Source organism: Roseomonas sp. 18066, from assembly GCF_902706185.1.
Classification (GTDB): domain Bacteria; phylum Pseudomonadota; class Alphaproteobacteria; order Acetobacterales; family Acetobacteraceae; genus Pseudoroseomonas.
Genome location: NZ_CACSJM010000029.1, coordinates 25,056 through 47,121 on the forward strand (window position 1 = coordinate 25,056; position 22,066 = coordinate 47,121).

Here is a 22,066-nt window from a genome sequence, read left to right on the forward strand (position 1 = left end):
CGCCAGAAAGGTGCGGCGCGGAACGGATGATCCGCCGTGACGATCTGCTCTGCCGGGCCTGCCCGGCAGGGTTTCGTCATTGCAGGGGTCCGGACATCAAGAGACAGGCCCCGGGCAGCGACCCGGCCGCCTTGTCGGTGAAAGCGGAGCGATGCAGCAGCTGACGGACGGGACCCCGGTCCCGGAGCCTATCGACCAGACGCCGGACCAGCCGGGGCAGGCCACCGCCGCCGGCGACGAGGGCTGCCTGGAGGATGGCGCGCCCGAGGCTGATGGCACACCCGAGGCTGCGGGCACCGAAGGCGAGCCGGACAAGGAGCCGAAGGGCCCGATGCGGCGTTGCATCGTGACGCGGGAGAGCCTGCCGAAGGAGGCGATGCTGCGCTTCGTGCTGGGTCCCGACCGGCAGCTGGTGCCCGACCTGAGCGGGCGGCTGCCCGGCCGGGGAATGTGGTTGAGCGCGCGGGCCGATGTGCTAGAACGCGCGCTGAGCCGGGGCGCCTTTCACAGGGCGGCCCGCGGCCAGGTGCAATTGCCCCCAGACCTCCGCGCCCGGATCGAGACTGGCCTCAAAGGTCGCATTCGCGACCAGGTGGGCCTGGCACGCCGGGCAGGTCAGGCGGTGAGCGGTTTCCAGCAGGTGCGCGAATGGCTGCAAGCCAAGCGAGCAGGTCTGCTGGTTGAGGCGAGCGATGGCAGCCTGTCCGAGCGCGACAGGCTGGCCGGGCGTCGTGGTACCCCGATGGTGGCGGTGCTGACGGCGAAGGAATTGGGCGCGGTATTCGGAAGGGATCATGCAGTGCACGTAGCGATAGCCCCCGGACGGATTGCCGACATGTTGGTGCAGGAGGCGGGCCGTCTGGCCGCTGTCTCCGGTATCGCGAGCGGAGCGGGGACGTGAGCCCGGCAACGGCTCGCGATAGGATTGATGGCACAAGACGGATCGGGTTCAGGCGAACGAATGAGCGACCAGAATGAACAGGACGCGGCGAAGAGCAGGCTGAGCCTTCGGCCCGGCGGCCGCCTCGAGCTCGGCAAGACCGAGGCTGCTGGCACGGTGCGCCAGTCTTTCAGCCACGGCCGCGGCAAGACCGTGCAGGTTGAAGTGGTGAAGAAGCGCGCGGGTGCCCCTCCGGCACCCGGCGCCAAGCCTGCTGGCGGCCCTGCGGCCGCCGCCGGCCCGCGCCCGGCCGGTGGGCCGCAGCGCAGCGCGACCGGCCCTGCCAATCGTGGCAGCGGTGGCGGCGGCGGTGGCCAGCCGGCCGGCCGGCCGCTGAATTCGGCCGAGCAGGCGACCCGCCTGCGCGTGCTGGAAGAGCACCGCCGGATGGAGGCCCAGCGCCAGCGCGAGGAGCGCGAGCGTCAGGCCCTGATGGTGCGCAGCGCCGCCGAGGAAGCCGCGCGGAAGGTCGAGGAAGACCGCCGCCGCGCCGAGGAGGATGCCGAGCGCGCCGTCGCCGAGGCCCGTCAGAAGGCCGAGGACGAGGTTCGCCGCAAGGCTGACGAAGGCGCGCGCCGCAGCGTGCCGCAGGCTGCCGCCGCCGCATCGGCTGCGCCCGCCGCGGCGCCGCGCCCGGCGACGCCCGGCATCGGCCTGCGCCAGGTCGGCATGGCGCCGGTACGCCAGACCGGCCCGCGTCCGGCCGCCGGTCCCGGCGGTGCCGCCGCCGGCCCGGGTCCGCGCCGTCCGGCCGGCCCTGGTGCCGCGCCTGCCGCCGCAGCACCCGCCGGCGCCCCCGGCGCGCGGCTGACGCTGCGTGGCCGCGAAGGTGAGGAAGACGACCGCCGTGGCCCGGCGCGCCGCCCCGGCCTGCCGGCCGCGGCTGCCAAGAAGCCGATCGCCCCGCCGGCGAAGAAGCCGCCCGTCGGCGCCGACCGTCGCCGTGACGGCCGCATCGACGTGGCCGCCGCGATCGAGGGCGAGGACGAGCGCAGCCGTTCCATGGCCTCGGTCCGCCGCGCCCGTGAGCGTGAGCGCCGGCAGCAGGAGCTGCAGCGCCTGCGTTCGGATGGCGTCAAGGTCGTCCGCGACGTGGTGGTGCCCGAGCTGATCACCGTCCAGGAGCTGGCCAACCGCATGGCCGCCCGTGGCGGCGAGGTGGTGAAGGCGCTGTTCCGCATGGGCGTGATGGCGACGCTGACGCAGTCGATCGACGCGGACACCGCCGAGCTGGTGGTGAACGAGTTCGGCCACCGCGTGAAGCGCGTCTCCGAATCGGATGTCGAGCAGGGCCTGGACGGCCTGGTCGATGCCGATGGCGACATGATCGCGCGGCCGCCGGTCGTGACCATCATGGGCCATGTCGACCACGGCAAGACCAGCCTGCTGGACGCGCTGCGCAAGACCGACGTCGCCGGCCGCGAGGCCGGTGGCATCACCCAGCATATCGGCGCCTATCAGGTGACGGTGGCGGGCGGCCAGAAGGTCACCTTCATCGACACCCCGGGCCACGCCGCCTTCACGGCGATGCGGGCCCGCGGCGCCAGCGTCACCGACATGGTGGTGCTGGTGGTGGCGGCCGATGACGGCGTCATGCCGCAGACGATCGAGGCGATCCACCACGCGAAGGCGGCGAACGTGCCGCTGATCGTGGCGGTCAACAAGATCGACAAGCAGGGCGTCAACCTCGACCGCGTGCGGCAGGAGCTGCTGCAGCACGAGATCGTGGTGGAAAGCCTCGGCGGCGACACGATGGAGATCCAGGTCTCGGCGACCAAGGCGCTGCATCTCGACAAGCTGCTGGAAGCGATCCTGCTGCAGGCCGAGGTGCTCGACCTCAAGGCCAATCCCGAGCGCGGCGCCGAAGGCACCGTCATCGAGAGCAAGCTGGACAAGGGCCGCGGCCCGGTCGCCACGGTGCTGGTCCAGAAGGGCACGCTGCGCCAGGGCGACATGGTGGTGGCCGGCGCCGAATGGGGCCGCGTCCGCGCCATGCTGGACGACAAGGGCCGCCAGCTGAAGGAAGCCGGCCCGAGCATGCCGGTCGAGATCCTGGGCCTGTCCGGGGTGCCGACCGCCGGCGAGCCGCTGTCCTTCGTCGAGGATGAGAGCCGCGCGCGGGAGATTTCCGAGTACCGCCAGCGCCGCAATCGCGACAAGCAGGCGGCGGCGGCGGGTGCTGCCCGCGGCACGCTGTCCGACATGATGGCGCGCATCGCCGCCGGCGTGCAGAAGGAAGTCGCCGTCGTCGTGAAGGCGGACGTCCAGGGTTCGGCCGAGGCGCTCGGCGTGACCCTGAACAAGCTGTCGCGGGACGAGGTCAAGGTGCGGGTGCTGCACTCCGCCGTCGGCCAGATCACCGAGAGCGACATCCAGCTGGCCAAGGCGTCCAACGCCGTGGTCGTCGCCTTCAACGTGCGGGCCACCGGCCAGGCACGCGAGATGGCGCAGCGCGACGGGGTCGACATCCGCTACTACTCGATCATCTACGAGGTGTCGGACGACATCGAGGCGATGGTCCGTGGCAAGCTGGCGCCGATCCAGCGCGAGAAGTTCCTGGGCTATGCGCAGATCCTCGAGGTCTTCGAAGTCAAGCGCCTGGGCAACATCGCGGGCTGCCGCATCACCGAGGGCGTGGTCCGGCGCGGCTGCGGCGTCCGCCTGCTGCGCGACGGCGTGGTCATCCACCAGGGCGAGCTGGCGACGCTCCGCCGCTTCAAGGACGACGTCAAGGAAGTCACCAATGGCTACGAGTGTGGCATGAGCTTCCACAACTACGACGCCATCAAGGTGGGCGACCAGATCGAGTGCTACGAGACCGAGACGGTCGCGGCCGTCTGATTTCGTGACGCCAGTCCCGGGCGGCGGCCCCTGCCGCCGCCCGGCCAGCGCTGGGGGGGACCCGTGTCCCCCCCATCCTGTTTGTGCAAGAGATACCCATGGCCAAGAAACCTGCCACCGCCGGCGCCCCCAGCCAGCGCATGCTCCGCGTCGCGGAGGAGGTGCGCCATGCGCTGTCCGCCGTCTTCCTGCGCGGCGAGCTGCACGACCCTGACCTCGACAGCCGCCATGTCACGGTGACCGAGGTGCGGTCCTCGCCCGACCTGCGGCACATGACCTGCTTCGTCTCCGCCCTCGGCCGCGCCACGACCAAGGAGGAGCTGGCCGGGCTGCGCCGGTTGCAGCCCTATCTGCGGACGCAGGTGGCCCGCGCGGTGCGGCTGCGCTTCGCGCCGGAGCTGCATTTCCAGCCCGACACGGCGCTGGAATACGCGATGAAGATCGACGCGGTGATGCGCCGGCCGGAAGTGGCGCAGGACCTGCCGCCGCGCGCCGACAAGCCGGGCGCGCCGATGCCCGCGCCGCGCGACCTGCCGCCGGAGGAGGACGAGGCGTGAGCCGCGCCGACCAGGCCGCCGCGACCGAGGCCGACCCGAACCTGCCCGAGGCGCCGCCGGCCGAGCCGCCGATGATCCGCACCATCGCCATGCCGGCCGACACCAACCCGGCCGGCGACATCTTCGGCGGCTGGCTGATGGCGCAGATGGATCTGGCGGCCGGCAATGCCGCGGCGCGCCGCGCCCGCGGCCGCTGCGCCACCGTCGCCGTCGAGGCGATCACCTTCCTGTCCCCCGTCCGGGTCGGCGACGAGGTCAGCCTCTATGCGCAGATCCTGTCGACCGGGCGCAGCTCGCTGCGGATCCGGGTGCAGGCCTGGCGCCGCGAGCGCGAGGGCGAGCACACCAACCGGGTGACCGAGGCGGTCTTCACCTTCGTCGCGCTGGACGCGACCGGCCGGTCGCGGCCGCTGCCGTCGGCCTGAAACCGGGCGGCCTAACACGACCCCTTCCCTTTTCCTGCCGGCCGCCTGACCGCGGCCCAAGAGCGTTGAGACAGAACATGGCACGCCCCAACCGCAAGCCGCGTGGCCTCCCGCTGGATGGCTGGCTGATCGTCGACAAGCCTTCCGGCATCGGCTCGACCGACGTGGTCAACAAGCTGAAGCGGGCCTTCCAGGCGCAGAAGGTCGGGCATGGCGGGACGCTGGACCCGCTGGCCACCGGCGTGCTGCCGATCGCCTTCGGGGCGGCGACGAAGATGGTCCCCTATGTCATGGACGGGACCAAGACCTATCGCTTCACGCTGCGCTTCGGCGAACTGCGCGACACCGACGACGCCGAAGGCCGCGTCATCGAGACCAGCGACGTCCGGCCGACGGACGAGCAGCTGCGCGCGGCGCTGCCGGCCTTCATCGGCGACATCATGCAGGTGCCGCCGATCTTCTCGGCGATCAAGATCAATGGCGAGCGCGCCTATGACCTGGCGCGCGACGGGCAGATCCCGGAGATGGCGGCGCGGCCGGCCCGCGTCGACAAGTTCGAGCTCGAGTCGCGGCCCGATGCCGACACCGCCATCTTCACCGTGCAGTCGGGCAAGGGCGTCTATATGCGCTCGCTTGCCCGGGACATCGCGCGGGCGGCGGGGGCTGTCGGGCATATCGCGACGCTGCGGCGGATGCGGGTCGGGCCTTTCCTCGAGGAAGCCGCGATTCCGCTGGACAAGCTGGTGGGAATGGAGGATACGCCGCCTCCTTCCCCGGACCTTCTGCTTCCTGTGACGACCGCGCTGGCCGACATCCCGGCACTGGCCCTCACCGAAGCAGAGGCCGCACGCCTGTCCCATGGGCAGACCATTTCGATGGTCGACTTCATGGGCCGGATACCCGGCGACGCCAGCCCCGATGGGGGTCTTGTGCGGGCAATGGCGGGGGAGCGCCTGAAGGGACTGGTTCGCCTTGAGTCTGGCCGCGTGCGGCCGGAGCGGTGGCTCAGCCCGGGCGACAACACCCTCGTCGCTGTCCAGGCGCTGCCGGATGGCGAGACAGACTGAAAGGCTGAAGCCGATGTCGATCAATCTTGAGGCTCGCGCGAAGATCATCGCCGAGTACGCCACGAAGCCGGGCGACACGGGCAGCCCGGAAGTGCAGGTCGCGCTGCTGTCCGACCGCATTTCGTCGCTGACGGGTCACCTGAAGACGCACCCGAAGGATTTCCACAGCCGGCGTGGCCTGCTGGTGCTGGTTGGCCAGCGCCGTGGCCTGCTGGACTATGTGAAGCGCAAGAACCAGGCTCGCTACCAGAGCCTGATCGAGCGCCTCGGCCTGCGCCGCTGATCTGCTGCGCCTCGGCGCATTAGACAGAAAGAAGATGGGGGTCCGGGGGAATTCTTTCCCCCGGCCTTTTTTGTTTAAGGCGTCTCGTAAGCGAGCACCGCCGCCGCGAGATCCTCCCCCGCCCAGCCCACCGACTTGAACAGCGTCTTCTCGTCGTTCGAGATGCGCCCCGGATGCGTGCCGCGGCACAGGTCGAAGAGATCCGCCACGATGTGGTTCTCGTCGATGGCGCCTTCGCCGATGGCCTGGACGATATCCCCCGCCTCCGCCAGCCCGCCGACCCGCGTGTCGGGGAACAGGCTGCAGCTCGCGACCAGCGCGCCGTCGCTTTCGCGCATGTCGGGGCGGAAGGCGCCGACCAGATCCACATGCGTGCCGGGCGAGAGATCGGCGCCGAAGAGCAGCGGCTCGGTCGCCAGCGTCGCCGCCGAGACGATGTCGAAGCCGCCCGGATGGGCGCTGTCGGCGACGGATGCGGGCAGGCCTTCGTCGCGCAGCCGGTTGGCGAGCTTGCGCGCGCTCTCGGCGCGGCGCGACCAGATGCGGATCTCTTTCAACGGGAATCGGGTGGCGTAGGCCTCGGCCAGGGCATGGGCGACCTTGCCGCTGCCGAGCAGCAGAAGCCGTTCGCTGTCAGGCCGCGCCAGGTAGCCGGCTGCGAGCACGCTGGCCGCGGCGGTGCGCCGGTCGGTCACCGTGCTGCCGTCGAGGATGGCCAGCGGCTGGCCGTTTTCCCCATGCGACAGCAGGTAGACCGAGTTCACCGCCTGCAACCCTGGCGTGTTGGCATTGGCCGGCGTGACATGGACGATCTTCACGCCGGTGTAGCGATGCGCCTGCCAGGCCGGCATCAGCAGGAGCGAGCCTTCCTTTGCCTCTTTCTGCGGCAGGGAATGGCGGTGGCGCAGCGGGGCCGCGCAGCCCTCGCGGAAGATGGTGGCCAGGGCCTCGATCAGGGCGGGCCAGGGCAGGCGGGCGGCGGTCTCGGCGCGGTCCATCAGGCGCATCGGGCGGGCGAACTCCAGGGTGGTGGGGACGGTTATCCCAGGGTGGCACGGGCCGGAGGGAAGCCTGCCCGGCCGGCATCGCGGGGTGGTCAGGGTTGTGCCTTTTTCTGGCACCGAACTTGCTAGTCCAGCGATGCCGTTTCCCTGTCCAAAAGGGAAGATCGTGCGTCACGATTGCGTCACGCCTCCCACAAGGCTAACGGGCAAAGGGGGTCGCATCGCCGTGCGCAAGCGCGTTGATCCGGACCCTGACCCTAGCGCAGCATATGGCTGGGGTCTGTGGGAGGAGCCGGTGGGACCAACCGCCGGCCGTTACATGGATTGGGAGAGTACTTAATGAAGCCCATGCGGCTAGCCACCCTTCGCGCGCTCGGCGCGGCAGTCATGGTCGGCGCCATGGCCCTGCCCGCCTTCGCGCAGCAGCCTGCGCCCGCGGCAGCGGCCACCTTCGACGCCATCAAGGCGCGCGGCACGCTCAGCTGCGGCGTGAACACCGGCCTGGCCGGCTTCGCGCAGCCCGACAGCCAGGGCGTCTGGCGCGGCTTCGACGTGGAATATTGCCGCGCCCTGGCGGTCGCGCTGTTCAACGACGCCAGCAAGGTCCGCTACGTGCCGACCACGGCGCAGAACCGCTTCACCGCGCTGCAGTCGGGCGAGATCGACGTGCTGCCGCGCAACACGACGGCGACGCTGTCGCGCGACACCTCGCTCGGCCTCGATTTCCCGGCGATCAATTTCTATGACGGCCAGGGCTTCATGGTGAAGGCCAGCCTGGGCGTGAAGTCGGCCAAGGAGCTGGACGGCGCCACCGTCTGCGTGCAGCCCGGCACCACGACCGAGCAGAACCTGACCGACTGGGCGCGGGCGAACAACGTCAAGTTCACGCCGGTGATCATCGAGCGGATGGAGGAGCTGGTCTCCGCCTACGTGGCAGGCCGCTGCGACGCCTACACGACCGACATCTCGGGCCTGGCCTCGACCCGCTCGGCGCAGCCGAAGCCGGACGACCATGTGATCCTGCCGGAAGTGATCAGCAAGGAGCCGCTGGGCCCGGCCGTGCGGCATGGTGACCAGCGCTGGGCCGACCTGGTGCGCTGGACCCACAACCTGATGCTGGCGGCCGAGGAATTCGGCATCACCACCGCCAATGTCGACAAGGCCGCGGCCGACGACCAGCGCCCCGAGGTGCAGCGCATGCTGGGCAAGACCGGGGGCCTGGGCGCCATGCTGGGCGTCGACAACCTCTGGGCGGTGCGGGTGATCAAGGCCACCGGCAATTACGGCGAGATTTTCGAGCGGCACCTGAAGCCGCTCGGCATCCAGCGCGGCCCGAACGCCCAGTGGACCAACGGCGGGCTGCAGTATTCCTTCCCCTTCCGCTAAGGACGGGGCAAGGCTTGTAGGCGCGCGGGGGCGGCCCGGGGATGCGACTCCCCGGGCCGCCCCTGCCACGGCCGCCCCTTAACCGGTCCCCAGAGACCGGCCCGGGACCCGACCGTCCGACCATCGGACAAAGACGCAACAACGGGGCTTTACGCATGTCCGACACCGCTGCCGATCCACGGCTGCTTCGCACGCCGCCAAAGAAGGGGATCCGCCTCTCCTGGGCCGATGAGCGACTGCGCGCCATCGTCTGGCAAGTGCTGGTGCTGGGGGTGGTGATCGGCATCATCAGCTGGCTGGTCAGCAACACGCAGCACAATCTCGAGGTGCGGCGCATCGCGACCGGCTTCGGCTTCCTCTCGCGCGAGGCCGGGCTGCCGGTGGCGGAGAGCGTGATCTCCTATTCGCCGACCGACACCTATGCGCGGGCGCTGATGGTCGGCGTGCTGAACACCCTGAAGATCGCGGTGATCGGCGTCATCCTGGCGACGCTGATCGGCACGCTGGTCGGCATCGCCCGGCTGTCGAAGAACTGGCTGCTGGCGCGCATCGCCGCGGTCTATGTCGAGGTGGTGCGCGACCTGCCGCTGCTGCTGCAGCTGCTGTTCTGGTACGCCATCCTGCAGGGACTGCCCGGGCCGCGCCAGGCGATGAACCCGATGGACGGGGTGTTCCTGTCCAACCGCGGGCTGAAGCTGCCCTGGGTGCAGTGGCAGGACGCGCACAGCTTCGCCCTGCTCGGCATGGTGCTCGGCCTTGTCATGACGGTGCTCTACGCCCGCTCGGCGCGCGCCAAGCAGATGGAGGACGGCCAGCCGCGGCGGGTCTGGCCGGCGGCGCTGGGGCTGATCCTCGGCCTGCCGGTGCTGATCTGGGCCGGGCTGGGCGCCCCCTGGACCGGCGACATCCCGGCGCTGCGCGGCTTCAACTTCCAGGGCGGCGTGACGGTGACGCCGGAGTATTTCGCGCTGCTGGTCGGCCTGGTGATGTACACCGCCGCCTTCATCGCCGAGATCGTTCGCGCCGGCATCCTGGCGGTCGCCAAGGGCCAGTGGGAGGCCGCCGAGGCGCTGGGCCTGTCGCGCGGGCTGATCATGCGCAAGATCGTGCTGCCGCAGGCGCTGCGCGTGATCGTGCCGCCGATGACCAGCCAGTACCTGAACCTGACCAAGAACTCCTCGCTGGCGGTGGCCATCGGCTACCAGGACATCGTCTCGATCTCGAACACCACGCTGAACCAGACCGGCCAGGCGATCGAGGGCATCGCCATCATCATGGCGGTCTACCTGTCGATCAGCCTGTCGATCAGCCTGTTCATGAACTGGTACAATTCCCACATCGCCTTGGTGGAGCGCTGAGCCATGGCCGACATCGCCGCCGAAGCCTCCGCCCCGCGCCCCGTCGCCGACGCCGCGCTCGCCCCGCGCCGACCGCCCTTGCTGGAGGTCGGGCCGCTGGCCTGGGCCCGCGCCAACCTGTTCTCCTCCTGGATCTCCACCGCCGTCACCCTGGCGCTGGGCTACCTGCTGGTCCGCTGGACCATCGGCTTCGTCGACTGGGCCTTCATCAAGGCGATCTGGTCGGTCCCCGTGACGCCGCAGGGCGCGCAGACCCAGGCCTGCCGCGCGCTGGCCGGCACCGGCGCCTGCTGGGCCGTGGTGACCGAGAAGCACCGCTTCATCCTGTTCGGCACCTATCCCTATGAGCAGCACTGGCGCCCGGCGCTGGTCTGCCTGCTGTTCATCGGCCTCTACATCGTCTCCGCCATGCGCCGCTTCTGGCGGCCGGCGCTGGCCCTCGTCTGGCTGGCGACCCTGACGGTGATCGGCATCCTGATGTGGGGCGGCATGCTCGGCATGCCCTATGTGCCGCAGGAGCGCTGGGGCGGGCTGGTCATCACCCTGATCCTGTCGACCTTCGGCATCGCCTTCGCCTTCCCGCTGTCGATCCTGGTGGCGCTGGGCCGGCGGTCGAAGATGCCGGCGATCAAGATGCTCTGCGTCGTCTATGTCGAGCTGATCCGCGGCGTGCCGCTGATCTCCCTGCTGTTCATGGCCAGCGTGATGTTCCCGCTCTTCCTCCCGGAAGGCATCAACATCGACAAGCTGCTGCGGGCGCAGATCGCCATCATCCTCTTCGCCGCCGCCTATCTGGCCGAGGTGGTGCGCGCCGGCCTGCAGGCGCTGCCGCGCGGGCAGTACGAGGCGGCCGAGGCGCTGGGCCTGTCCTACTGGCAGAAGACCGGCTTCATCATCATGCCGCAGGCGCTGCGCCTGGTGATCCCGCCGCTGGTGAACACCTTCATCGGCTTCTTCAAGGACACCTCGCTGGTGCTGATCATCGGCATCTTCGACCTGCTGACCGCCGGCAAGACGGCGATCGTCGAGCCGGCCTGGCAGGGCTTCGGCATCGAGATCTACGTCACCGTCGGCGCCATCTACTTCGTCTTCTGCTTCGCCATGTCGCGCTACAGCCAGAACCTCGAGGCGGAACTGAACCGCCACCGGGTGCGCTGAGCATGGCCCCCGCCACCGACGTCCAGAACCACCGCTCCACCAAGAACCAGGGATCGCAAGCAGCATGAGCGTCACCATGGAAGACGTCCCGCACATCGCCTCGGCCGTCCGCGCCGATGCGCCACCGGCGATCCTGCTGGAGAAGGTCAACAAGTGGTATGGCGCGCTGCATGTGCTGCGCGACATCAACCTGAACATCGCCACCGGCGAGCGGGTCGTGGTCTGCGGCCCCTCAGGCTCCGGCAAGTCGACCATGATCCGCTGCATCAACCGGCTGGAGCAGCACCAGGAAGGCCGCATCGTCGTCGACGGCATGGAGCTGACCGAGGACACCCGCTCGCTCGACGCCATCCGGCGCGAGGTCGGCATGGTGTTCCAGAGCTTCAACCTGTTCCCGCATTTGACCATCCTGGAGAACTGCACCCTGGCGCCCATCTGGGTCCGCCGGATGCCGAAGAAGGAGGCCGAGGCGCTGGCGATGGACTACCTGTCCCGCGTCAAGATCCCGGAGCAGGCGAAGAAGTATCCGGGCCAGCTGTCGGGCGGCCAGCAGCAGCGCGTGGCCATCGCCCGGGCGCTGTGCATGAAGCCCAAGATCATGCTGTTCGACGAGCCGACCTCGGCGCTCGATCCGGAGATGATCAAGGAGGTGCTGGATACCATGGTGATGCTGGCCGATACCGGCATGACCATGATCTGCGTCACCCATGAGATGGGCTTCGCCCGCCAGGTCGCCGACCGCGTGGTCTTCATGGACCGCGGCGAGATCGTCGAATCCGGCATCCCGGAGCAGATCTTCAACGACCCGAAGACCGACCGGCTGAAAACCTTCCTCAGCCAGATCCTGCGCGGGCACTGAAGCCCGGGCGAAGCCGGAAAAGGGGGCCGCAAGGCCCCTTTTTTCATGGGCGACAGCCGGCGGCGGCCGCGCAAGCGCCAGCCTGGCCGGCTTCTCGCCCCCCGTCGCAGGCCAGCCCCTTGCACCGCGCCATCCCTCCAGCCTACTCCTTGTCGCCGGCATCAACGCGGCATGGCAGTGTCACCAGACAATCAATCCCCGGCTCACCGCCAGCTCAGCCCGGCCTTGCTGCTGGGCGTCCTCGGCGTCGTCTATGGCGATATCGGCACCAGCCCGCTTTATGCGCTGCGTGCCTCGCTGCTGCATTTCGCTGCCGACGGGCTGGAGGACTGGGAGATCCTGGGCGTCCTCAGCCTGATCTTCTGGTCGCTGGTCCTGGTGGTCACGGTGAAATACGTGCTGCTGGTGCTGCGCGCCGACAACCGCGGCGAGGGCGGCATCCTGGCGCTGATGGCGCTGGCCATGCGGGTGGCGCGCGGCGAGCGCGGCAAGGCTGCCGTCATGATGATCGGCATCGCCGGCGCCGCGCTGTTCTTCGGCGACGGCATCATCACGCCCGCCATCTCGGTGCTCTCGGCGGTGGAGGGGCTGAAGATCATCTCGCCCGCCTTCACCACCGCGGTCATCCCGGTCTCGGTGGTGGTGCTCGTCGCGCTGTTCCTGGTGCAGTACAAGGGCACCCACACCATCGGCCGGATCTTCGGCCCGGTCACCGCGCTGTGGTTCCTCAGCCTGGGCGTGCTCGGGCTGGTCGAGATCGTGCAGCAGCCGCATGTGCTGCTGGCGCTGTCGCCGCACTACGCCATCGCCTTCTGCCTGGAATACCACCTGGCGGCCTTCATCGCGCTGGGCTCGGTGGTGCTGGCGGTGACGGGGGCGGAGGCGCTCTACGCCGATATGGGCCATTTCGGCGCACGGCCGATCAAGCTGGTCTGGCTCTGGGCGGTGCTGCCGGCGCTGACGCTGAACTATTTCGGCCAGGGCGCGCTGCTGCTGACCGACCGGACGGCGCTGGAGAACCCCTTCTACCTGCTGGCGCCGGACTGGTTCCGGCTGCCGCTGGTGGTGCTGGCCACCTGCGCCACCATCATCGCCAGCCAGGCCATGATCTCCGGCGCCTTCTCGATCGCGCGGCAATGCGTGCAGCTCGGCTTCCTGCCGCGGCTGGTGGTCACCCATACCTCGGAGACCGAGGAGGGGCAGATCTACATGCCGCAGATCAACCTGATGCTGCTGGCCGGCGTGCTGGTGCTGGTGCTGTCCTTCCATGATTCGGACAGCCTGGCCGCGGCCTATGGTATCGCGGTGACCGGCACCTTCCTCTGCACCACCTGCCTGGCGGGCCTGGTGTTCCGCCGGCAATTCGGCTGGCCGCGGGCGGGCGTCGCCCTGGTCGTGGTGCCGATGCTGCTGCTCGATGCCAGCTTCTTCATCTCCAACGTGCTGAAGGTGCCGGATGGCGGCTGGGTGCCGCTGCTGCTGGGCGCCGGCATGTTCGCGCTGATGCTGACCTGGCGCCGCGGGCGCGAGCTGCTCTTCGCTCGCTTCCGCCAGGACAGCCTGCCGCTGAAATCCTTCCTGGCGCGGCTGCCGCAGTCGCGCACCATCCGGGTGCCGGGCATCGCCGTCTTCATGACCGGCCAGGCCGACTATGTCCCCGCCGCCCTGCTGCACAACCTGAAGCACAACAAGGTGCTGCACGAGCGGGTGCTGTTCGTCACCGTCGAGAACGAGGACATCCCCCAGGCGCAGCAGCGCCGCGAGGTCTCCGAGCTGGCGCCGGGCATCCACCGGGTCATCCTGCGCTACGGCTTCCAGGAGAGCCCGAACATCCCGCGCGAGCTGGAAGCCTTGCGCGAATACGGCGTCGAGTTCGAGAGCATGCAGGCCAGCTACTTCCTCGGCCGCGAGACGCTGGTGGCCGCCGCGGTGCCGAAGATGCCGGCCTGGCGGCAATGGCTGTTCTCGGTGCTCAGCCGCAATTCCATGCCGGCGACCGAGTTCTTCCGCATCCCGAGCGACCGCGTGGTCGAGCTCGGCGTCCGGGTCGCCATCTGATCGTGGGCTTCCTGCTGATCGGCGCCGGCGGCCATGGCCGCGCCCTGCTGGAGCTGCTGCGCGATGCCGGCCTGCCGCCGCCGGCCGGCGTGCTGGACGATGCGGCCGGCTGCCCCGGGCTGCTCTGCCGCGGGATGGCGCCGGTGCCCTGGCTGGGCCCGGTCGCCCGGGCCGCCGAGCTTTTCTCCCAGGGTTCCTTCGCCAGCGCCCATGTGGCGCTGGGCCGCAACGCGCTGCGGCGGCAGCTGGGCGAGCGGCTGCTGGCCATCGGCTATGACCTGCCGGTGCTGCGCCACCCTTCTGCCGTGGTCGCCGGCAGCGCCCGGATCGGCCCGGGCAGCGCCCTGCTGCCGCGTGCCGTGGTCGGCGCCGGGGCCGAGATCGGCGCCTTCGCCATCCTCAACACCGGCAGCATCGCCGAGCATGATTCTGTCCTCGGCCCTGGCTGCCACCTGGCGCCGGGATCGGTGCTGGGCGGCGGCGTGACGCTCGGCGCCGAGGTGCTGGTCGGCATCCTGGCCGGGGTGAAGCCCGGGGTTCGCATCGGCGACGGCGCCACCGTCGGGCTGGGCGCCGCCGTGCTGGCCGATGTCGCGCCCGGCCAGGACGTTGGCGGCGTGCCCGCCCGCCCCTTGTGAGACTGTCGCGCCGCCCGCTGCTCGCGGGTCTTCTCCCGGCCATGCTGACGCGGCGCGCCCAGGCGGCGCCGGTCCGCTACGGCTTCGGCCCGGCCCAGGCGCAGCTGGGCTTCGCCGTGGCCGTCTTCGGCCTGTTCGACATTCCCGGCCGCTTCGAGCGCTTCCAGGGCGAGCTGCTGCTCGATCTGACCCATTCCTGGGCCGACCCCTGGGCCGGCCCCTGGGCCGCGCCGGAGCGGACGCGGCTGACGGTGGAGATGGACATGGCCTCGGCCCGGATGGCGGATGCCGACCACACCGCGCGGCTGCGCGGCCCCGACTTCTTCGACACCGCGCAATTCCCGCGGGCGCGCTTCACCAGCCAGTCGGCGCGGCGGGTGGCGGCGGACCGGCTGTCGCTGGAGGGGCTGCTGGAGATGCGCGGCCAAATGCGGCCGCTGGCGGTCGATCTGCGGCTCGGCGACCGGCGGCGGGGGGAAGCCGGCGACAGCCTCGGCCTGGAGGCCGCCAGCCGGCTGTCGCGCAGCGCCTATGGCATGATGGCCGACCGCGCGCTGCTGGGCGACGCGGTGCGGCTGTCGCTCAGCCTGCGGGTCGCGGCCCCGCCCGGCTGACCGGCCTCAGCGCCCCGCCATCGCCTTGTTCTCGAGGCGCGAGATCAGCCGCACCAGCGGCCAGAGCAGCAGGAAGTAGGCGATCGCCGCGGCGACGATGGGCGTCGCGTTGTAGGTGGCGTTCTGCGCCTGGCGGGCCTGGAACAGCAGCTCCGGCAGGGCGACGACGCTGGCGATCGAAGTAAGCTTGACCACTTCCAGCGTGTTGCTGACCAGGTCGGGCAGCACGTTGCGCACCGCCTGCGGCAGGACGACATAGGCCAGCGCCTGCGGCTGGCTGAGGCCGGTGCAGCGGGCGGCCTCGACCTGGCCGCGGGGGACGCTGCCGATGCCGGCGCGCAGCACCTCGCCGTAATAGGCGCCGGTGTTGAGGAAGAAGCCGATGGCGACCGCCCCCCAGGCGCCGACATCCAGCCCGGCGAAGGGCAGGCCGGCATAGAGGAAGACCAGCAGCACCAGCGGCGGGATGGCGCGGAACAGGTCGGTCCAGGCCGCCGCCGCCCAGCGGATGCCGCGCGGGCCGGCGGTGGAGAGCAGCGCCAGGATCACCCCGCCCAGCATGCCCAGCGGCACCGTGATGGCGGACAGCGCCAGGGTGTACAGGAAGCCCTGCCAGAGGATCGGCCAAGCTTCCCGGACGATGTCCACATTGAGGAAAGCCGTCAAGAAATCGTCCATGGCGGTCACCGCTTCCAGGCGAAGCGCGTCTCGATCCAGCGGCCGAGGGCGACGACCGGGATGAAGAGCACCAGATAGGCGATGGCGCCGAGCGTCAGCGCCGAAGGATTGGCCGAGAAGGACATGGCGCTCTGCGAGGCGCCCAGGATCTCGGCGACGCCGACGACCGAGCCCAGCGCCGTGCCCTTGGTGATGGCGATGGTGCGGTTGGTCAGCGGCGGGATGGTGATGCGCAGCGCCTGCGGCAGCACCACCAGGCGCAGCGTCGCCAGGAAGGACAGGCCCGTGGAGCGCGCCGCCTCCCACTGCCCCTTCGGCACCGCGGTGATGCCGGCCCAGTAGATCTCCTCGGAGAAGGCCATCAGCACCAGGGTCAGCGACAGCCAGGTGGCGGCGAAGCCGGACAGGCCGATGCCTAGCGTCGGCAGGCCGAAGAACAGCAGCACGATGATGACCAGCGGCGGCAGGGCGCGGAACACGTCGACCGTGAAGATGATCAGCCAGTTCAGCGGCCGGATCGCCAGGCTGCGCAGCACCGCCAGCGCCAGGCCGGAGGCCAGGCCCGCGACGACGACCAGCAGCGCCAGCAGCACGGTCAGGGCCAGGCCCTGCGCCACCAGCGGCAGGTAGGTCGCCATGACCTTGAGGTTGAAGAAGGAGAACAGGAAGTTGTCGAGGCCGGACATAAGCGGGGGCTCAGTGCCGGTCGATCTGGCGGATGAAGGCCCGGGTCCGCTCATGCTGCGGGTCGCCGAAGATCTGCGCCGGCGGGCCTTCCTCCAGCTTCTGGCCATCGGCCATGAAGACCACGCGGTCGGCGGCGGCGCGGGCGAAGGCCATCTCGTGGCTGACCACGACCATGGTCATGCCGCTCTCGCGCAGCTCGCGCATGACGGCCAGCACGCCGCCCACCAGCTCCGGGTCCAGCGCGCTGGTCGGCTCGTCGAACAGCATCACCCGCGGCTCCAGCGCGATGGCCCGCGCGATGGCCACCCGCTGCTGCTGGCCACCGGAGAGCTGCGCCGGGTGGTGGTCCATCCGGTCGCCGAGGCCGACCCGGGCCAGCGCCGCGGCGGCGATGGCGTCGGCCTCGTCGCGGCCCTTCCCCAGCACCTTGCGCAGCGCCAGCATCACATTCTGCCGGGCGGTCATGTGCGGGTAGAGGTTGAAGCTCTGGAACACCATGCCGATGCGGCGGCGGGCGGCGTTGATGTCGGTCTTCGGGCTCAGCAGCTCGATGCCGTCGACATGGATCGAGCCGTCATCGGGCTCCTCCAGCCGGTTCAGGCAGCGCAGCAGGGTCGACTTGCCGGAGCCCGAGGGGCCGATAATGAAGACCAGCTCCCGCTCGGCGACGCTGAGATCGACGCCCTTCAGCACGGTCAGCGCGCCGAAGCGCTTCCACAAGCCGCGCGCGTCGACGATCGGGCGCGGGGCATCGGCGGAGACAGGCATGGCGGATCCTCGGGCACGGAGGGAAGGGAAGGCTCTTAGGCGAGTCGGGGCCAGCCGAGAAGCCGATCTCTGCAGCATGAGCAAACGACGTGCCATTATCCGGCACAAAAACGACATGAATTTCCACCCAGCGGCACAGGGATGCGCGCCCCTGGCGGCTGACCGCCACGAATGAGGCAGATCGGCAAAAATTCGGGACAGAATGCCAGGGCGACCGCCGCCGGGCACGGCTAGGCTTGCGGTGCTGCGATGGCGGCCCCGCCCGTGGCGCCTGACCACCTCGACCACCGAGGGGCATCCGGGCGGGGCCATCCCGGCCACGCCCTGCCGAAAGGAGAGGCAGATGCATCCCGAACCCGCCGCCGACCCGCTGATGCGCGCCCTGGCCGAGGCGCTGCGCCGCGACCCGGTGCTGCAGGCGCGGATGCGCGACGCCCCGGACACGGCGACCGCGCTGGCGCTGCTGCGCGCCGCCGGCCTGCCGCTGCCGCCCCCCGCGCCGCGCAGCGGGCCGCTGTCGGATGCGGCGCTGGACGGCATCGCCGGCGGCGGCAGCGCCGAGGACGCGGTGGCGGCGCTGCTGCAGGCGCTGAAGACGGGCGGCGGCTAGCGCGGCAACGGCTTCAAGGGTGACGACAGGCAGGCTTGCTGCCAGCACCTTGGCGCCAACCCAGATTGATGACAGAAACTGCCCACATTCTGTTGTCAATAGAGTTTGCTGTCACTAGCTTGGCGCCTATTCAGGTTGATGACAGAAAACCCGGCAGAATGACCATCAAAGCCGACGACTTGTCCGAGGCAGTCCATTATCACACGGGCGCCTTCCCCCCCGCCGCCCTGGACTACGAGGCGCTGCTGGGGCCGCTGGACGACGCCGCGACCTCCCTGGCGCGCTACGACGCCAAGATGTCGAGCATGGTGAACAGCGAGCTCTTTCTCGCCCCGCTGCGTCGCCAGGATGCCGTCAGCTCGTCGCGGATGGAGGGGACGATCTCCACCATCGAGGAAGTCTATCGCCTCGAGGCGGAAGAAGATGCCGGCGCCCCGGATCCGTATCGGGAGGCGCGGAATGACGACATCGAGACCTTCCTGTACTCGCGCGCGCTGCGCAACGCCCAGCAGGCCCTGGCCGAGGGGGCGCCGCTCAGCGAGCACCTCATCCGGACGGCCCACCAGCAGCTTCTCTTCGTGGGGCGGGGCGCCCGCAAGCGCCCGGGGACCTATAAGACCGAGCAAAACTATATCGGCGACGACCGGCGCGCCAAGATCCACTACGTGCCCATCGCGCCGGAGCATCTGGCGCCGGCCATGGACGACCTGGTCCGCTTCATCAACGAAAACAGAATGCGCCCGCTCCTGCGCACCGCCCTGGCGCATGTCGAATTCGAAGCCCTGCACCCCTTCGAGGATGGCAATGGCCGCATTGGCCGCATGCTTATCACCTTGATGCTATGGAAGCTGGGGATCATCAGCCAGCCGCATTTCTTCGTCTCAGGCTACTTCGAAGAGCATAAGAGCGAATACATCGAGAAGATGCGGGCGGTTTCCGCCGATGGCGATTGGACGGGATGGGTCGTCTTCTTCCTGACCGCCATGCATTCCCAGGCCACGCTCAACATCACGACGGCAGACAAGATCTTCGCCCTCCACGGCGAGATGCGGGAGCGGTTCCGCGAGGCGCTGAGCTCGCAATTCCATGACCAGGCGCTCGATTTCGTCTTCGCGAGCCCGGTCTTCCGGAATGATCGCTTCGTGGAGCGATCCCGCATCCCGGCCTCGTCAGCCCGCGCCTTGTCGCGCCGCCTGGTGGAGGTCGGCCTGCTGCGCACCATCGAGCCCGCGGCCGGGCGCCGGGCGGCGCTCTATGCCTTCGATCCCCTGCTGGATCTGCTCAAGCTTTAGCCTGGGCGGACGGGCGGCGGCTAGCGCGCCACCCGGGCGATCCGCCCGTCCAGCACGGTCCGCGCCGCGCCGTCGGCGGCCAGATACACGGCAACGACCTCCTCCAGCGGGGCGCCGTTGTCATAGGCCTCGAGCGCCGCGTCGCGGAACGGGGCGTAGCCGTCGCCGCCGCGGCGGTTGAAGTCGTTGGTCACCAGGCGATAGGCCCGGGCGTCGTCCAGCGGGTGGAAGCCGCCATTCTCCGCCACCAGCACCTCGCGCAGCCGCTGCCCGGCCGGCGCCGCCGGGTCGAAGCGCAGGCGCAGCCCGGCCACCTGGGGAAAGCCGCCGCCGCCCTGCTCGACGCGCGACAGGCCGATTTCCAGCGCCGCGCGCAGGTCGCCGCCGCGCAGCGTCAGCCGCGCCAGGGTGTTGCCGAAGGGCAGCACCTCCAGCACCTCGCCCAGTGAGATGGCGCCGGCCGGCAGCCCGGCGCGCAGGCCCCCGGCATTGGTCAGCGCGATCTCGGCGCCGGGGGCAGCGGCCAGCATCGCCTCGGCCACCAGGCTGCCCAGGCGGCATTCCGCCACCCGGCAGCCGGCATTGGACAGCGCCTCGGCCGCGCGGCCCACCGCCTGGGCGCGCAAGGCCGCCAGCGGCAGGCGATAATTCTCGACGATGGCGGCGACGCGCGGCGCCTCGGGCAGCTCCGGCGTCACCGGCAGCACCCGGCCGCCATGCCCCAGCACGCGGCCATCGGCGCCGAGCTCCAGGTCCAGCCGCCCGGCCCAGCGGCCGAAGGCGCCGGCCTGGACGATGCGGACCAGCCGGTCCGGCCCCTCGATCAGGGTGGGCGACGGCCCCTGGGCGCCGGGCAGGTCGGCCAGCAGCGTGTGCGAATGGCCGCCGACGATGACATCCACCCCCGGCAGCCGCGCCGCCAGCGCCCGGTCGGCGGCCAGGCCCAGATGCGACAGCAGCAGGATCACCGCCGGCCCCTCGGCGCGGATCGCGGCGATCGAGCGCTCGGCGGCGGCGGCGGCCTCGGTGAAGCGCAGCGTCGGGCCGGGGCTGGAGGCCTCGGGCGTGGTCTCGGTGGTCAGGCCGATCACGCCGATGCGGACGCTGCCCAGGGTGAAGACGGCATGGCCGCGCACCAGCCCGGCCAGCAGCGGCTCGGCGCTGGCGTCGAGGTTGGCCGACAGCAGCGGGAAGGGCACCATCCCGGCATAAGCCGCCAGCCGCGCCGGGCCGCCGTCGAATTCATGGTTGCCCAGCGCCATGGCCTGGGTGCCGGTGGCGCGCTGCACGGCGGCCTCGGCGGCGCCGTGATGGGCGGTGTGGAACAGGCTGCCGGTGAACTGGTCGCCGGCGTCGAGCCGCAGCACCGGGCGGCGGGCGGCGGCGGCCTCGGCCTCCAGCAGGTCCAGCGCGCTTGCCAGCCGGGCGCTGCCGCCCAGGCAAGGCGCGCCGTCGCGGCAGGCGGCGCCGCCGGCCTGCAGCCCGTCATGCTTGGCGTGGAAATCGTTCAGATGCAGCAGGCCCAGCCGCGCCACCGGCTCGGCGGCGGCGCGGCGCAGCGCCGGTAGCGTGAGCGTGGCAGCCAGCAGGAAGTGTCGGCGCAGCGCCATGGCGAAAAAATCCGAAAAAACGCCGGGAACCCCGACCCGCCGCAAGCTTTAGCCCAAGACTTGCCGCAATCGGAATGTCCCCTATGCGGTGTCACGGCGACATCTTCCACCGGCCCCTCGACCCGGGTGCCGGCGGAGGGGGATTCGCCCCATGCGATCACGCAACCCCCGGTGCGCAGGTGCCGGGGGCGGCCCAATTTGGCTACCAGGCCTGGTGGAGACGCGATGCAGGTCTATCTGCCGATCGCCGAAATGTCCGTGGATGCCCTGCTGCTGCTCGGCATCGGCTTCGGCGTGGGATGGCTCTCCGGCCTGTTCGGCGTCGGCGGCGGCTTCTTGTTAACTCCGCTGCTGATCCTGATCGGCATCCCGGCGCCGGTGGCCGTCGCCTCGGGGGCGAACCAGACGCTGGGCGCCTCGGTCTCCGGGCTGATCGCCCAGTGGCGACGGGGCAATGTCGATCCGCGCATGGGCATGGTGCTGCTGGCCGGCGGCTTCATCGGCTCCGGCCTCGGCGTGCAGCTCTTCGCCTGGCTCCGGCGGCAGGGGCAGGTCGATCTCGCGGTCTCGATCTTTTACGTCGTCATCCTGGGCAGCGTCGGCGCGCTGATGGTGCGCGAAAGCGTCCGCGCCATCCTGCGGCGACGGCGGCAGACGGCGCCTGCCCGGCTGCACGCGCATCTCTGGATGCACGGCCTGCCCTTCAAGCTGCGCTTCCGCAAGTCGCGCCTCTATATCTCGGTGATCCCGCCGCTGCTGGTGGGCTTCGGCATCGGCGTGCTCTCGGCGGTGATGGGCGTCGGCGGCGGCTTCATGCTGGTGCCGGCCATGATCTACCTGCTGGGCATGCCCACCGCGGTGGTCATCGGCACCTCGCTGTTCCAGGTGGTCTTCGTCGCCGCCAACGTGACCCTGCTGCAGGCCGTCTCCACCGGCAGCGTCGACATCGTCCTGACGCTTCTCCTCCTGGTGGGTGGCGTCGCCGGGGCGCAGTTCGGCGCGGCCATGGGCACCAAGCTGCGCGGCGAGGAAACCCGCGCCCTGCTCGGCCTGCTGGTGCTGGGCGTGGCAGCCAGCCTGTTCTGGGGGCTGGTGGCGACGCCCGACAACCTTTTCGCCGTCGGGCCGATCCCGCAATGACGCTGCGGGGCGCCTTCCTGGCGGTCTTCCTGGCGCTGGCCTTGCCGGCCGCCGCCCAGACGCCTGTGCCCGCGCCCGCGCCCACGCCTGCCC

The 22,066-nt window shown here is 70.4% G+C and carries 21 protein-coding genes; 16 read left to right on the forward strand and 5 right to left on the reverse strand.

Annotated features, from left to right (window positions below):
• Positions 1-151 precede the first annotated feature (151 nt).
• The 6 genes from GVN67_RS08405 (at position 152) to rpsO (ending at position 6,113) form a co-directional block, all read left to right on the forward strand.
• Complete coding sequence (locus GVN67_RS08405; protein ID WP_235035179.1) at positions 152-901, forward strand: RNA-binding protein; 750 nt, start codon at positions 152-154, stop codon at positions 899-901.
• Between the two features lie 60 nt (positions 902-961).
• Complete coding sequence (gene infB, locus GVN67_RS08410; protein WP_159994745.1) at positions 962-3,781, forward strand: translation initiation factor IF-2; 2,820 nt, start codon at positions 962-964, stop codon at positions 3,779-3,781.
• Between the two features lie 98 nt (positions 3,782-3,879).
• Complete coding sequence (gene rbfA, locus GVN67_RS08415) at positions 3,880-4,338, forward strand: 30S ribosome-binding factor RbfA (RefSeq protein WP_159994747.1); 459 nt, start codon at positions 3,880-3,882, stop codon at positions 4,336-4,338.
• Positions 4,339-4,409: 71 nt separating this feature from the next.
• The gene (locus GVN67_RS08420; protein WP_159994781.1) at positions 4,410-4,763 is read left to right on the forward strand and encodes an acyl-CoA thioesterase; all 354 of its coding nucleotides are present in this window, start codon (positions 4,410-4,412) and stop codon (positions 4,761-4,763) included.
• A gap of 77 nt (positions 4,764-4,840) precedes the next feature.
• On the forward strand, positions 4,841-5,830 hold the full coding sequence (truB, locus tag GVN67_RS08425) for a tRNA pseudouridine(55) synthase TruB (protein WP_159994749.1): 990 nt from the start codon (positions 4,841-4,843) through the stop codon (positions 5,828-5,830).
• 13 nt (positions 5,831-5,843) lie between these two features.
• The gene (rpsO, locus tag GVN67_RS08430; protein WP_159994751.1) at positions 5,844-6,113 is read left to right on the forward strand and encodes a 30S ribosomal protein S15; all 270 of its coding nucleotides are present in this window, start codon (positions 5,844-5,846) and stop codon (positions 6,111-6,113) included.
• Between the two features lie 74 nt (positions 6,114-6,187).
• Here rpsO and GVN67_RS08435 read toward each other — a convergent pair whose 3' ends face one another.
• Complete coding sequence (locus GVN67_RS08435) at positions 6,188-7,120, reverse strand: ornithine cyclodeaminase family protein (RefSeq protein WP_159994753.1); 933 nt, start codon at positions 7,118-7,120, stop codon at positions 6,188-6,190.
• Positions 7,121-7,465: 345 nt separating this feature from the next.
• Here GVN67_RS08435 and GVN67_RS08440 point away from each other — a divergent pair, with 345 nt between their 5' ends.
• From GVN67_RS08440 to GVN67_RS08470, 7 genes are all read left to right on the forward strand, one after another.
• Positions 7,466-8,503, forward strand: a complete 1,038-nt coding sequence (locus tag GVN67_RS08440; protein ID WP_200845172.1) for an amino acid ABC transporter substrate-binding protein — start codon at positions 7,466-7,468, stop codon at positions 8,501-8,503.
• A gap of 155 nt (positions 8,504-8,658) precedes the next feature.
• Positions 8,659-9,861, forward strand: a complete 1,203-nt coding sequence (locus GVN67_RS08445; protein WP_159994757.1) for an amino acid ABC transporter permease — start codon at positions 8,659-8,661, stop codon at positions 9,859-9,861.
• Between the two features lie 3 nt (positions 9,862-9,864).
• Positions 9,865-11,019 (forward strand): amino acid ABC transporter permease, encoded by a 1,155-nt coding sequence (locus GVN67_RS08450; RefSeq protein WP_159994759.1) that lies wholly within the window; start codon positions 9,865-9,867, stop codon positions 11,017-11,019.
• Between the two features lie 76 nt (positions 11,020-11,095).
• Positions 11,096-11,878 carry an amino acid ABC transporter ATP-binding protein gene (locus tag GVN67_RS08455; protein ID WP_159994783.1) on the forward strand — a complete coding sequence of 261 codons (783 nt, stop codon included), beginning with the start codon at positions 11,096-11,098 and terminating at the stop codon, positions 11,876-11,878.
• 171 nt (positions 11,879-12,049) lie between these two features.
• Complete coding sequence (locus GVN67_RS08460) at positions 12,050-13,936, forward strand: potassium transporter Kup (protein ID WP_159994761.1); 1,887 nt, start codon at positions 12,050-12,052, stop codon at positions 13,934-13,936.
• A gap of 2 nt (positions 13,937-13,938) precedes the next feature.
• Entirely contained in the window at positions 13,939-14,574 is a 636-nt protein-coding gene (locus GVN67_RS08465) for an acetyltransferase (protein ID WP_235035181.1), read from the forward strand.
• Between the two features lie 41 nt (positions 14,575-14,615).
• Entirely contained in the window at positions 14,616-15,188 is a 573-nt protein-coding gene (locus GVN67_RS08470) for a YceI family protein (RefSeq protein WP_159994763.1), read from the forward strand.
• 6 nt (positions 15,189-15,194) lie between these two features.
• On the opposite strand, the gene GVN67_RS08475 is transcribed toward GVN67_RS08470, so the two are convergent.
• The 3 genes from GVN67_RS08475 to GVN67_RS08485 are packed head-to-tail and all read right to left on the reverse strand — an operon-like array spanning position 15,195 to position 17,321.
• On the reverse strand, positions 15,195-15,866 hold the full coding sequence (locus tag GVN67_RS08475) for an amino acid ABC transporter permease (protein ID WP_159994765.1): 672 nt from the start codon (positions 15,864-15,866) through the stop codon (positions 15,195-15,197).
• Positions 15,867-15,871: 5 nt separating this feature from the next.
• Positions 15,872-16,552, reverse strand: a complete 681-nt coding sequence (locus GVN67_RS08480) for an amino acid ABC transporter permease (RefSeq protein ID WP_159994767.1) — start codon at positions 16,550-16,552, stop codon at positions 15,872-15,874.
• 10 nt (positions 16,553-16,562) lie between these two features.
• Positions 16,563-17,321 (reverse strand): amino acid ABC transporter ATP-binding protein, encoded by a 759-nt coding sequence (locus GVN67_RS08485; RefSeq protein ID WP_159994769.1) that lies wholly within the window; start codon positions 17,319-17,321, stop codon positions 16,563-16,565.
• 343 nt (positions 17,322-17,664) lie between these two features.
• On the opposite strand from GVN67_RS08485, the gene GVN67_RS08490 reads away from it, so the two are divergent.
• Both GVN67_RS08490 and GVN67_RS08495 read left to right on the forward strand, forming a co-directional pair.
• Complete coding sequence (locus GVN67_RS08490; protein WP_159994771.1) at positions 17,665-17,931, forward strand: hypothetical protein; 267 nt, start codon at positions 17,665-17,667, stop codon at positions 17,929-17,931.
• A gap of 158 nt (positions 17,932-18,089) precedes the next feature.
• Positions 18,090-19,223 carry a Fic family protein gene (locus tag GVN67_RS08495; protein WP_159994773.1) on the forward strand — a complete coding sequence of 378 codons (1,134 nt, stop codon included), beginning with the start codon at positions 18,090-18,092 and terminating at the stop codon, positions 19,221-19,223.
• A 20-nt stretch (positions 19,224-19,243) separates the two neighbouring features.
• Here the strand turns inward: GVN67_RS08495 and GVN67_RS08500 are convergent, their stop codons facing one another.
• Entirely contained in the window at positions 19,244-20,833 is a 1,590-nt protein-coding gene (locus tag GVN67_RS08500) for a bifunctional UDP-sugar hydrolase/5'-nucleotidase (protein WP_159994775.1), read from the reverse strand.
• A gap of 225 nt (positions 20,834-21,058) precedes the next feature.
• Between GVN67_RS08500 and GVN67_RS08505 the strand changes: the two genes are divergently transcribed.
• The gene (locus GVN67_RS08505; RefSeq protein WP_159994777.1) at positions 21,059-21,973 is read left to right on the forward strand and encodes a sulfite exporter TauE/SafE family protein; all 915 of its coding nucleotides are present in this window, start codon (positions 21,059-21,061) and stop codon (positions 21,971-21,973) included.
• The last annotated feature ends 93 nt before the right edge of the window (positions 21,974-22,066 follow it).

Bases quoted from the DNA above. Each gene is read 5' to 3' on its own strand.
- GVN67_RS08500 (WP_159994775.1), bottom strand. From the start codon at position 20,833: ATGGCGCTGCGCCGACACTTCCTGCTGGCTGCCACGCTCACGCTACCG.
- GVN67_RS08475 (WP_159994765.1), bottom strand. From the start codon at position 15,866: ATGGACGATTTCTTGACGGCTTTCCTCAATGTGGACATCGTCCGGGAA.
- GVN67_RS08420 (WP_159994781.1), top strand. From the start codon at position 4,410: ATGATCCGCACCATCGCCATGCCGGCCGACACCAACCCGGCCGGCGAC.
- GVN67_RS08460 (WP_159994761.1), top strand. From the start codon at position 12,050: ATGGCAGTGTCACCAGACAATCAATCCCCGGCTCACCGCCAGCTCAGC.
- GVN67_RS08470 (WP_159994763.1), top strand. From the start codon at position 14,616: ATGCTGACGCGGCGCGCCCAGGCGGCGCCGGTCCGCTACGGCTTCGGC.
- GVN67_RS08480 (WP_159994767.1), bottom strand. From the start codon at position 16,552: ATGTCCGGCCTCGACAACTTCCTGTTCTCCTTCTTCAACCTCAAGGTC.
- GVN67_RS08440 (WP_200845172.1), top strand. From the start codon at position 7,466: ATGCGGCTAGCCACCCTTCGCGCGCTCGGCGCGGCAGTCATGGTCGGC.
- GVN67_RS08405 (WP_235035179.1), top strand. From the start codon at position 152: ATGCAGCAGCTGACGGACGGGACCCCGGTCCCGGAGCCTATCGACCAG.
- GVN67_RS08445 (WP_159994757.1), top strand. From the start codon at position 8,659: ATGTCCGACACCGCTGCCGATCCACGGCTGCTTCGCACGCCGCCAAAG.
- GVN67_RS08450 (WP_159994759.1), top strand. From the start codon at position 9,865: ATGGCCGACATCGCCGCCGAAGCCTCCGCCCCGCGCCCCGTCGCCGAC.
- GVN67_RS08435 (WP_159994753.1), bottom strand. From the start codon at position 7,120: ATGCGCCTGATGGACCGCGCCGAGACCGCCGCCCGCCTGCCCTGGCCC.
- GVN67_RS08490 (WP_159994771.1), top strand. From the start codon at position 17,665: ATGCATCCCGAACCCGCCGCCGACCCGCTGATGCGCGCCCTGGCCGAG.
- GVN67_RS08495 (WP_159994773.1), top strand. From the start codon at position 18,090: ATGACCATCAAAGCCGACGACTTGTCCGAGGCAGTCCATTATCACACG.
- GVN67_RS08455 (WP_159994783.1), top strand. From the start codon at position 11,096: ATGGAAGACGTCCCGCACATCGCCTCGGCCGTCCGCGCCGATGCGCCA.
- infB (WP_159994745.1), top strand. From the start codon at position 962: ATGAGCGACCAGAATGAACAGGACGCGGCGAAGAGCAGGCTGAGCCTT.
- rpsO (WP_159994751.1), top strand. From the start codon at position 5,844: ATGTCGATCAATCTTGAGGCTCGCGCGAAGATCATCGCCGAGTACGCC.
- rbfA (WP_159994747.1), top strand. From the start codon at position 3,880: ATGGCCAAGAAACCTGCCACCGCCGGCGCCCCCAGCCAGCGCATGCTC.
- truB (WP_159994749.1), top strand. From the start codon at position 4,841: ATGGCACGCCCCAACCGCAAGCCGCGTGGCCTCCCGCTGGATGGCTGG.
- GVN67_RS08505 (WP_159994777.1), top strand. From the start codon at position 21,059: ATGCAGGTCTATCTGCCGATCGCCGAAATGTCCGTGGATGCCCTGCTG.
- GVN67_RS08485 (WP_159994769.1), bottom strand. From the start codon at position 17,321: ATGCCTGTCTCCGCCGATGCCCCGCGCCCGATCGTCGACGCGCGCGGC.